General features: G+C 28.2%; 9 protein-coding genes. 1 reads left to right on the top strand and 8 read right to left on the bottom strand.

The annotated features are described in order from the left end of the window. Window positions 1-111: 111 nt before the first annotated feature. The 7 genes from BUB83_RS11945 to BUB83_RS11975 form a co-directional block, all read right to left on the bottom strand. Window positions 112-1,377 carry a Glu/Leu/Phe/Val family dehydrogenase gene (locus BUB83_RS11945; protein WP_073338697.1) on the bottom strand — a complete coding sequence of 422 codons (1,266 nt, stop codon included), beginning with the start codon at window positions 1,375-1,377 and terminating at the stop codon, window positions 112-114. Between the two features lie 230 nt (window positions 1,378-1,607). Continuing rightward, window positions 1,608-3,677 carry a sigma-54 interaction domain-containing protein gene (locus tag BUB83_RS11950; protein ID WP_073338698.1) on the bottom strand — a complete coding sequence of 690 codons (2,070 nt, stop codon included), beginning with the start codon at window positions 3,675-3,677 and terminating at the stop codon, window positions 1,608-1,610. An 81-nt stretch (window positions 3,678-3,758) separates the two neighbouring features. After that, the gene (locus BUB83_RS11955) at window positions 3,759-5,336 is read right to left on the bottom strand and encodes a zinc ribbon domain-containing protein (protein WP_073338699.1); all 1,578 of its coding nucleotides are present in this window, start codon (window positions 5,334-5,336) and stop codon (window positions 3,759-3,761) included. A gap of 233 nt (window positions 5,337-5,569) precedes the next feature. Beyond that, window positions 5,570-6,097 (bottom strand): hypothetical protein, encoded by a 528-nt coding sequence (locus BUB83_RS11960; RefSeq protein WP_073338700.1) that lies wholly within the window; start codon window positions 6,095-6,097, stop codon window positions 5,570-5,572. 24 nt (window positions 6,098-6,121) lie between these two features. Beyond that, window positions 6,122-7,597 carry a leucyl aminopeptidase gene (locus BUB83_RS11965; RefSeq protein WP_073338701.1) on the bottom strand — a complete coding sequence of 492 codons (1,476 nt, stop codon included), beginning with the start codon at window positions 7,595-7,597 and terminating at the stop codon, window positions 6,122-6,124. 100 nt (window positions 7,598-7,697) lie between these two features. Continuing rightward, window positions 7,698-8,228, bottom strand: coding sequence for a GNAT family N-acetyltransferase (locus tag BUB83_RS11970; protein WP_073338702.1), 531 nt, complete (start codon window positions 8,226-8,228; stop codon window positions 7,698-7,700). A gap of 217 nt (window positions 8,229-8,445) precedes the next feature. Beyond that, complete coding sequence (locus BUB83_RS11975) at window positions 8,446-9,498, bottom strand: DUF3048 domain-containing protein (RefSeq protein ID WP_073338703.1); 1,053 nt, start codon at window positions 9,496-9,498, stop codon at window positions 8,446-8,448. 479 nt (window positions 9,499-9,977) lie between these two features. Between BUB83_RS11975 and BUB83_RS11980 the strand changes: the two genes are divergently transcribed. Beyond that, on the top strand, window positions 9,978-10,928 hold the full coding sequence (locus BUB83_RS11980; RefSeq protein ID WP_073338704.1) for an L-lactate dehydrogenase: 951 nt from the start codon (window positions 9,978-9,980) through the stop codon (window positions 10,926-10,928). A 58-nt stretch (window positions 10,929-10,986) separates the two neighbouring features. Here BUB83_RS11980 and BUB83_RS11985 read toward each other — a convergent pair whose 3' ends face one another. Then, the gene (locus BUB83_RS11985) at window positions 10,987-11,196 is read right to left on the bottom strand and encodes a hypothetical protein (protein ID WP_084133539.1); all 210 of its coding nucleotides are present in this window, start codon (window positions 11,194-11,196) and stop codon (window positions 10,987-10,989) included. Between the last annotated feature and the right edge of the window lie 343 nt (window positions 11,197-11,539).

Raw genomic sequence — 11,539 nt, forward strand, 5'->3', positions numbered from 1 at the left:
CTCTTTCGACTAAAAAAGTATTTGTTTCTATTATAAAGTTTATTATACCAAATTTATCTATATAATTCCAACGAAATAAAAATAACCACCAAAAATTGGTGGTTATTTTTATTATGGAAAGATACTCCTCATTTTATGTGCTTTAACAATTCTATCAATGGCAACCATATAAGCTCCCATCCTTAATGTAGCATTCTTTTCTTTGGTTTTATCCCAAACTTCATTAAACGCTTTAATCATATTCATTTCCAAGGTACGATTGATTTTAACTTCATCCCAAGTATATGATTGAATATTTTGAACCCATTCAAAATATGAAACAATTACACCTCCAGCATTAGCTAAAATATCTGGAACAATTTGAATTCCTTTTCTATTTAATATTTCATCAGCTTCTGTAGTTGTTGGCCCATTTGCTCCTTCAATTATTATTTTCGCTTTAATATCAGCTGCATTTTTAATATTTATTTGATTTTCAAGTGCTGCAGGTATTAACACATCTGTATCAACAGTTAAAAGTTCTTCGTTGGTTATTCTTGTTACTCCTTCTGATAAAGGATAATCTTTTAGTAAAAATCTTTCCCCATTATTTAAAAATTCATATATTGCTTCTATATTCAAACCTTCTTCACAATGAAGTCCACCTGACATATCGCTAATTGCTATTATTCTGCATCCTTCTTTATATAATAATTTAGCAGCTGTTCCACCTACATTCCCCATACCTTGGATTGATATTCTTGTATTAAGTACAGGAATTCCAAGTCTATGAAGGATTTCTTTTGTCATAAACATTACGCCTCTTCCAGTAGCTTCACTTCTCCCTAATGATCCTCCCAATTCGATTGGTTTCCCAGTAACAACCCCAGGCACAGTATACCCTTTAAACATACTATACGTATCCATAATCCATCCCATTACTTCTGCATTAGTATTTACGTCTGGAGCAGGAATATCTCTCTCAGGACCTATAATAGGCAATATCATAGCAGTGTATCTTCTAGTTAATCTTTTTAATTCATCTTTAGACAAATTAGATGGATCTACTTTAACTCCACCTTTACCTCCACCATAAGGAATATTAACAACAGCACACTTTAAACTCATCCAAGCGGCTAAAGCTTTCACTTCATCAATATTTACATCTTGATGATATCTTATACCACCTTTACAAGGACCTCTTGAGCTAGAATGCTGCACCCTATATCCTTCAAAAACTTTTGTTTTCCCATCGTCCATAACCACTGGTACTTGAACTTTCAATTCTCTTTCTGGTGATTTAAGAGTAATATAATCTTGCTCATCTAAACCTAACATAGCTGCTGCTTTGTCTAAAACTTCCAACATATTATCAAAAGGATTGTACTGCATTGTCATAACTTTCATCCTCCCCAAATTTAGTTTGATTTAATATTATAAAATTATTATCACAAAAATTAATATAGCAATTTTGATGCCAATTTTTATAAGCTTAAAAATGACATTTATAAACACATTTAATGTAAATGTTTACTTAGTAAACAAGTGAATAGGTTGTAACAATCATCCTAATTCAACCTATTCAGCCCTATACTTCCCTATTTAATTTCTTCCAACTATCCCTTTAATCACACTCTACTATACAAATCACACCCAATATCCTCAACTAACTTCCTACCTAAAGTAGTAATTTCGCTACCTCTTCTTCCTGCATGTATTCTTATCATTTTTAAATCATTAAGTTTAGTTAATATTCTTCTTGTTTCTTGTTCAGATAATTTATAATTGATATCCAGTGCTTTTTCTATAATACTTTTTCTTCCCATTGTAATTCCTTGATCATAAGCTACATAAAGGATTTTAAGTATTGTTATATACTTATCTTTCTCAACTCCTGCTTTTTCAATTAATATATTTAACCTTTCATTCTCCAATATTTCTTCTTTATTAAATGATGATTCAAAATTTTCTATAGGCAAATCATTTGAAGATATATCTTTTTTACCTATATTAATTAAAAACTCTACGTAGTTTCTTAATTCTCTTACATTGCCTTGCCACTGCATATTTAAAAGCATTTCTCTAACCTTATTATCTATATTAAATTCTCCTTGAAAGTATATCTTAAAATAATCTAATAAAACAAATATATCTTCTTTTCTATATCTTAAAGGAGGGATCTTTAAAGAAAGTACTTTTATTCTATAAAACAAATCTTTTCTAAAGGTATTATTATTAACTTGTTGGATTAAGTCTTTATTTGTTGCAGCGATTACTCTAATATCAATAGAAATAATTTTATCACTACCTAATCTCATAACTTCTTTTTCTTGTAGTACTCTCAACAATTTAGACTGTAATTCAATAGGCATTTCACCTATTTCATCTAAAAAAATAGTTCCTCCATGAGCTAATTCAAATAAACCAGGTTTCCCACCTTTTTTTGCTCCGGTAAAAGCACCTTCCTCATAACCAAACAGTTCACTTTCTAGAATGTTTGTTGGTAAAGCACCTAGATTTATAGCTACAAATTGATGTTTTTTTCTAGAAGAATGATTATGTATTGCTTGAGCGAATAACTCTTTTCCAGTACCAGTTTCTCCTTCTATCAAAATAGAAGAATTTGAAAGGGCCATTCTTTTAGCTCTTTCAATACATTCTTTTATAATATTACTTTCACCTACAATATCATTAAAAATGTATTTCGCTTTATGTCCTTTACCCATTAATTTTTTCCTAATCTCATTTTGCCTTTTTTCACTCACATTAAATTCTTTAATTATTATTGTTGTGCCATAGTACTTTCCTGAGTTAACAGTAGGATAAATGGAAAGAATCAAAGTTAAATCTTCTATATGTAAAATTTCATCTTTAACTGTTTGTTTTTCTTGAAAAACCTTTTGAAATAATTCTTCTGATAGAAGTTTAGATAAATCTAAACACTCAAAATCTTTAGGCTTTAATCTTAGTAGTTCAATTGCTTTTTTGTTACATTCTTCAATAGTATTATTTATATCTAAAATAATATACCCTTCCTCAAAGTAATCAAAGAAAGATTTAAATCTCCCCTTTAGTCTATTAATCTTATTTATAAATTTATTAAAACTATTATAATTATATGAAATTATGTGATTGTTAGCACTTACTACATCTTTATCAGTCAAACTTTCTTCCAATCCTGCTTCAAACCCTATTTCAATAATTGTTCCAACACTCATAAATGAATATCCAATATCAAGTATCCCCTTAACTTTACCAGGTATTTCCATTCCCATAGATACACAAAAATTTAAATTATTTTTTTCTATACTATCTAAACTCAAGGGTATTAAATTTATTTGACCATTAGATAATCTATTAATAATAAAAGAAATTTCACTTGCCATGCTCTCTGTTTGATCGATTAAGTATAGCTGATGTTTTCCTGGTAATGATTGAATTTTATCATATGACTTTTTAGTAATAGTTCTTTCAATAACTATGATTTTACTTGATTCACATAGGTTTTTCTTGACTTTTGAATATAAGCAATATGAAGTTAAAATTATAATATCAGAATAAATTATAGAATCTTCTTTTATCTCATCAACTATTCTAGCATCAATAATTAATCTATCATTAAAATTTTCTTTAAGTTGCGAAAGGTATATCTCAATAGAAGCTTTGTTATATCCAATCATACTAATACTTTTACTCAAGTAAATCTCTCCTCTTTTCTTATTCTAAAATAAAACAGCACCTATTAATTTCAATAGGGCTGTATTTTCATTAAAAGAAAATTATTTTATTTTCATAATATTTTTTATTTCTAAATCATTGGAAATATCATTACTTTTCAACGATTCAATGGTAGCTAAAAGATTGTTTTTTTCTTCTTCAAGGGCTATATTAGCATCTTCAAACTCTTTTATTGTTTTTTTATACGTAGCTGAATTTTCTTTTAGAGTTGCTACAGTAGCATTGTTTTTATCTACACTCTCTAACACGTTTTTTATTTCAGCGAAATCTTTTTTAGAAACTTCTTTATATGTCATCAAATCTTGTTTAACTTTTCCATAAGTCCCCAAAGTAACGGTTTCATATCCATTATCATAAACGTCTAAATTACCCCAACTATTGACAGTAAGACTTGAATCATTGGTATAAATAATTGCGTGAGTATTTGACAATATCTCTCCAAAGAATATACTGTTCTTTGGTAAAATTATTTCATAAACTCCACTTGATTGTTTAGCCACACAATAGTATCTCAAATCAGAATAATTCTGAATAACTGAAAGCCTTTCATTTAATAATATGTTTTCACTATTAGTTTTTTCAATTTCTGAAGATACCTGACTTAATAAAGTATTTTGAGACTCAATTTCATTCAAATTTGATTTTATATCTTCACCAATTTTTTCAGTTCTTGAAGTGCTATCCAATACTGCACTATTATTATCAATAATTTTCTCAATCAATTCAATAAGGCTAGTATTTTCATTTTCAACTCCTATTTTTATTGAATTCATAGCAGTCAAAATTTTTATAGTTTCTTCTAATTTATTATCCAAATAATAGTTTGCTATATTAGAATAAAAACCACTTTTTATATCATCAATAGGGTATTCTTTCATCAATTCAATGTATTCATTCCAAAATTCCACATTTAAATCTCCATTTTCAACTAATATGTAATTATTAATATAATAAGATGAAAATTTTATTGAGTCATCTGGAAGTACCTTAGAATTTTTCATCTGTGAAATAATTTCACTAACGAAATTAACGCTGTTTTCCTCATTATAAATTTCTTCATTTAAAAAATTTATACCATTACTTAAATTATTAGTTAAAAGTTCGTTTATGCCATAGGAAACAAGCTCTTTCTTATTCACATTCTTTTTATTGTTCTCAATGTATGAAATTAATTTATCCGATTTTTGATTTTGTCCATAATAATTTAATATCATTTTTGTGCCTGGCGTGCTATAAGCATAAGCTACTAAAGAAAAACAAATTAATAAAATAAGGGTTAAAACAACTATCTTTTTTTTGTTATTTGCTAGTTTAAAACTTACTTTAGGCAACTTTAAATTTACTTTTGGTATCTTAAATGTTGGAAAGGTTATTACCGGAAATTTTATTTTTTTAAAATTTTTCTTCTTACCCAATTCCTTTTCAATTTCTATTAAAGAAATTGGTTGAGTATCTTCTATGGATTTTTCACTAATATAACTATCATCGTTATAGTCTTTAGAATTATACTTTTCTAAATTATCCCCACAGCTTTTACAAAAACGACTCTCCTTACTATTTTCGTCGCCGCATTTATTACATTTTTTAACTAGTTCATCTACTAAATCGTCTTTTAGCATAGGCCCTCCTGTGAATCATTGACAATAAAGCTTAAACGAGCTTAGCACTCTCAAACCATATTTCAATTATATTTTTTATTTTTCAACAGCAAAATGTTCTATAGACAAACCATTTAAACTATAAAGTTTGTTTATGATTTGTCTATAGAATAAATTATATCATAATAAATTGAAATATGTCATATGAACTATGGATATTTTTCTCAAACAAAACATTAAAATTATAACTAGTATTACTTTATTTCACTTACATTATTTTGCCTAAATATAGATTGGATAAATTTAACATCATCACTTTTTATACAGAAAGTGAAATTTTTATTTTGTTGCTTAAAGATAAATACTTTGTAATTTGTGGTTAAATATAACTCTGTATTATTTTTATTTTCTACATCTATCCACTTGTAGCCAGTTATATTTGTCCAAAAAAGCACTATATCTATGGTTGCTATCCCTTGTTCGAATATTTGTTGCTGTTTCATTCCTTTTCTAAACGTAGCAACTACAAACAGCAATACCCCTAAAGCTGCAATAAGTGAATAACTCTCACTGTCCTTTATATATGATATTATATAAAGAACAAAAAGAATGGCAAAAATAATAGTGTTAAAGATATATATATTATACTCTCTTTTGTTAGCTGAAATTAAAGCTCCCAATTTCTTTTTCTTTTGGTAGTCTGTTATTTCAATAAGAAAATAAATAACACCAATTATAATCCATATAAAACTTAAAACATTATAAAAAACTCCATTAAACATACTTCTTCCCCCTTTTTCTTCATACTATTGTTCTTCTTTAGCTAAATGATAAAGAAGTCTTGCGCCTTCACCTGTTCCCCCTTTAGTACGATAGTGCTTATCACTATCAACCCAGGATGTGCCAGCTATATCTATATGAAGCCAAGGTTTTTCTTGTACAAATTCACCAATAAATAATCCCGCAGTAATTGTTCCAGCACATTTACCACCAATATTTTTAAGATCTGCTATATCTGATTTAATAAGTTCTTTATATTCATCAAAAGCAGGTAACTGCCATACTTTCTCCCCTGAGTTGTTTGATGCAATTTCAAGTTTAGTATAAAAATCTTTGTTGTTTGTCACCACTCCTGAAGCTGTAGTTCCTAATGCTACAAGCACTGCACCTGTTAATGTTGCCATATCAACTACTTTACTTACTTTTTCTTTCTCAATAATATAGTTAACTGCATCCACTAATGTAAGTCTACCCTCTGCATCTGTATTCAAAACTTCAATTGTTTTGCCAGCCATACTTCCAATAATATCACCTGGTTTGTAGGCTCCCCCAGATATCATATTTTCACAAGAAGCCACAACAGCAGTAACATTAATTTTTAATTTTTGTTTTGCTATAGTATACATAGCTCCTATTACTGCCGCGGCTCCTCCCATATCGCTTTTCATGGTTTTCATGCCATCTGTAGGTTTAATAGAATAACCACCTGAATCATAAGTAAGTCCTTTACCAACTAAACCTAAGATGTTTTGTACATCTTCTTTATTTCCCTCATATTTCATTACAATCAACTTAGGTTCTTTATCAGAGCCTTTTGCTACTTCAAGATACGCTTTCATATTAAGTTTTTCTATTTCTTCTTTATTAAATACTTTAACATCAAAGCCAGCTTTAACTCCTATTTCTTTTGCTTTTTCTGCTAAAGTTTCAGGATAAATAACATTAGCTGGTTCATTAACAAGATCCCTTGCAATGATATTTCCTTCTATTATATCTTGTGCTTCTTTTAAAGCATTTTCAGCTATTTTAAAATTGTCCTCATTAATTTTAAATATTTCAAAATATTCAATAAATTTCTTAGTTTCATTATTAGAAGTTTTATATTTATCAAACTTATAGTTAGTCAATACAGCCCCTTCAAACATAGCTTTAATTACATCATAAAAACATACATTGGGACTATCTATAACCTTCATATGAACACTTGTCTCATTCAATTTCATAGCTTCTTTTACAGCTTTAGAGGTTGCTCTACGTATTTTTTCTGGAGTTAATTCTTCTTTCTTACCTAATCCTAAAAATATTCTGTATACAAATCCTTCTTCTGCTTCTTTAGCTAAAGTATATATATCTCCATAACTTTCTTTAAACTTACCACTATTTTTTAATTTTATTGCCGTACTCAAACCACCACATGAAGTTTTTTTATCCAAACTGCCTTCATATATTGGGATTACTTTCACTACAGCATTTGTTTTTCCTTGTATTACTGTTAATTTCATTTTTAAGCACCTCTTTTAGATTATTATAAATAATTACGTTATTTTCATAGTGTATCATATATTGATAATAAATATCAATTAATAATGTCACTCTTTTAACTTATCGGTATCCAATGTTAACCTTCCCCCCTATTATTTTTTCAAAAGCAATTCGCTTGCTATTATCCTCTAAATAAATAATTCCACAATACTCAAAATTATTTTTCTTAAGCATTTTTTGCATAGCTATATTTTTTTCATGGGTATCTACTTTTATACTATTTATCTTTTTACTTACACAAACTTGTTCTATCTCTTTTAAAATTTGAGATGATATTCCTATTCCTTTATAAGCATTATCTACTGCCAATCTATGAATTACTGCATATTTATCATCAGTAATCCATTGTCCTTCAAATATGGATTCATAGGTTTTTTCCCCGTCAAAAGATAAAGCAACTGTTCCAACAATATTTGAATCTTTTAATAATACATAAGCGAAATCATCCTGAATATCTTTAATTATGGTTTCCTTATTAGGGTAATTATTTTGCCATTGATCTATTCCTTGTTCTTTTAAAGCAAGTTGAGCTTGTTTAATTATTTTGATTATGTTATCAATATCTACTTCTCTTGATTTTCTTAATTCCATATTATGAAATCTCCCCCCAATTGTTTTTTTCATCTCCTTATAGTTTCAAATATTATAACATAATTATAAATTTAATTCGAAAATTATTTTAGTTTACATTTTAATAAGTTTACATAATATTTATTACGTAGAAAATAATTTTATAACTAAAAACTAATTTTTGGATAAAAAAAACCAACCAATATTGGTTAGTTTTCCATTATATCAAGTTTTAATATTAATTTACTGTCAATTTTGCATTCTGATCAAGTATATGCCACCAAGTTTTACCTATATTAAGAGGGACTACATTTCCATCCTCATCTTTAAATATTGTCTGAGAATTTAGATCTGCCTTTGACCATTTTACATTTATTTTTTTGCCATTGCTAAAAATGATTCCATCACCTTGGCCAACAAGATCAGCATCTAAATATAGCTCTCCTGTTCTTGACCTATAGGTTACATTCTGAATAACTAAATTATTTACTGCTACTGGCACATTGTCAGTTCTATTTAAACACGGTTCATTGTTCATTGATTTATAATATAAACCATCTTTATAAGTATAGTTTGTATTATAGTATTTATTGAATAATATTGAAACTGAGTTTGCATTTTCAAAAATACTATTATCCCAAAATAATTTATCAAATTCTATTTTTACATTTGAAGGTTTAATATAATTCTTACTCTCAGTTAAAGCTACTAATTTCTCTGATGTAGCAAAAAGACTATGTTCTTGGACTTTTATTGAGGTGTCTCTGAAGAAATATGATGAATTGTACATTTCATTTAAAGACATTGGCTTTTCATTTTTAATTCTGTCTAATGCATCGTGACTTCCTCCACAGTGTGCAAAAGGAACATTGTATTCGTATGCTAAATCAATAAAATAGGTTCTCATACTTCTGATAGGTCCTATTTTGTCAGCACTTTCTGATTGAAATAAAGCAACACATCTTGTAACTCCACCCTCAGCCATTAATTCATATACTATATCTGCAGAAGTGAATCCTGCCTGTGGTCTTGCTGCTGAAGAGTTTTCAATTGATACCATGTATGCTGGTTTTTCAGTAATTTCCTTGCTTACTTCTTCTCCAGTATAAAGAGCGTAATATTTTGTAGAAGTTGTTTCTATTGAATTATCTTTTTCCACCTCTATAGAATTACTTGTAGTTGTAATTGTACTATCACTTGTTTCTACAGTCTTTTCTTGATTTTTTGCACTACATCCTACCAAAACAAGTATACCCATAAGTACTCCAAGAAATCTAATCTTATTTTTCAATTTATCCCCACACCTTTCTGTTTTAAATATATAAATAGTATTTTATAAATATTATTCTAAAATTAATCATCAACTTAAATAAATTCACTTTTTTATTATATCATAAATGTAATATATTTTTTTATTTTCTTCTAATGAATATTATTACTGAATAAATCTTGGGTATAATATTTATTTACATTTTGACTGATTAACATAATATTTAATACGTACGTATTTGTATTTTCAATACATTTTTTCATTATTTTTTATTATGTATCTTTATTCATACGATTTGCATATTAATCTCCATATCTACCCTTATTCTTGAAATTTTTTATATTTACTTCATAATAAATTGCTTAATATAACTTATATCAAAATATTTTATTTGACATTGTTTTTGTTTAATTATACAATTATAAAATCTGTAAAATACTTATTTATTTGCATTTCCCAACTTAATTAAATAAATATAAACCGAAAGGATGAAATAAAATATGGCTATTGGAAGAAGTAAAGTAGTTGTTGTTGGTACAGGTTCTGTAGGAGCAGCTGTATCATTCCATATTGTTATGAATCATATTTGTGATGATTTAATATTAATTGATATTAACAAAGAGAAAGCCTGGGCTGAGGCAACAGACTTACAACATTCTCTTGGTTACAGCGGAAATAGGATGCATGTTAAAGCTGGAGATTATTCTGATTGTGAGGATGCTGATTTAATTGTAATAGCAGCGGCATTACCTTATATTAAAGGGCAAACAAGACTTGATATGATAGAAAAAGCTTCAGGTATAATGAAAAGTATTGTGCCTCCAATAATGGAAAGTGGTTTTTCTGGAATTTTTGTTATAATAACAAATCCAGTTGATGTTATGTCACTTTACGTTCATAAACTATCTGGTTTACCTGCTAGTAAAATTATAGGTACCGGTACTGCTCTAGATTCTGCCCGTTTGAAATATCATTTAGCAGATGTTATGAAGGTTGACCCACAAAGTGTTCATGCTTTATGTATGGGAGAACATGGAGATTCCCAAATAATTCCTTGGAGCCAAGTCACTGTGGGTGGTAAGAAATTTTTAGATATTCTTAAGGATAATAAAACAAGACTAAAAGAATTTGATATAAATGTTCTTTCAGAGGATATAAAAATGATTGCATACCGTATTGTTAATGCAAAAGGCGCTACTACTTTTGGAATTGCAGCCACTACTGTTCAAATCATTAAAGCAGTTTTAAAAGATGAAAACAAGGTTATTCCAATTTCAGCCATGCTTAATGGTGAGTATGGAGAAAAAAATATTTATGTTGGAGTCCCTGCTGTTTTAAATAATCAAGGCATTCAAGAACTAGTTGAATATCATTTAACAGATATGGAAATCAAAGAGTTAAAAAAATCTATTGATATAATAAGGCAGTATAGCAAAAAACTTATATTCTAATATACAACAACTATTACACTAAATAAAAATTATTATTTTATATTTATAATTTCTAATATTATAAACCAACTATATCTCTAATAATATATTCAATCCCTTTCATAGGGCTTGGTATATTTATACTCACACTTTGAATTATAGTCATTGTAAACGTAATTAAAGATAAACAAGAAAAAGCAATTAATTCTCGCCAGTATTTTTTTCTTATAAGTCCTGGAATTTCAAAAAAAGCTAAACATATAAAAACAATAATTATACCAACTATCACCTTAATTATCCTTCCTCTCTATACTTTAATTTTCTCTTGATATCTCTCCCATTCTTACAATATCATCATGACTAAAAAGAACTCCTTGGATATACATTGAAGCAATTCAAATATATGGACATATATTGACCACCTAAATAAAGCTATCCACGTTTTGTTAAAATATGGTTACTATAGGTGTCCGCAATAACTCTGGTAACTTACCCTTCCATGTCTCACAGGATCTGTGTCCTAAATTCCTTCGTTCAGTCTATCCAAGAGGCGGATGTCAGCATATGCTCCTCGACCGGGTCTCTATGCCCTTATGGAAAATTTTCAAACCTGACTAATCCCAGTTTCTTTT

This window comes from Clostridium grantii DSM 8605, assembly GCF_900129965.1.
GTDB classification, from domain to species: Bacteria; Bacillota; Clostridia; order Clostridiales; family Clostridiaceae; genus Clostridium_AF; species Clostridium_AF grantii.

Coding starts and splice junctions, on each gene's coding strand:
- BUB83_RS11980 (WP_073338704.1), top strand. CDS start 9,978: ATGGCTATTGGAAGAAGTAAAGTAGTTGTTGTTGGTACAGGTTCTGTA.
- BUB83_RS11970 (WP_073338702.1), bottom strand. CDS start 8,228: ATGGAATTAAGAAAATCAAGAGAAGTAGATATTGATAACATAATCAAA.
- BUB83_RS11960 (WP_073338700.1), bottom strand. CDS start 6,097: ATGTTTAATGGAGTTTTTTATAATGTTTTAAGTTTTATATGGATTATA.
- BUB83_RS11945 (WP_073338697.1), bottom strand. CDS start 1,377: ATGACAATGCAGTACAATCCTTTTGATAATATGTTGGAAGTTTTAGAC.
- BUB83_RS11955 (WP_073338699.1), bottom strand. CDS start 5,336: ATGCTAAAAGACGATTTAGTAGATGAACTAGTTAAAAAATGTAATAAA.
- BUB83_RS11965 (WP_073338701.1), bottom strand. CDS start 7,597: ATGAAATTAACAGTAATACAAGGAAAAACAAATGCTGTAGTGAAAGTA.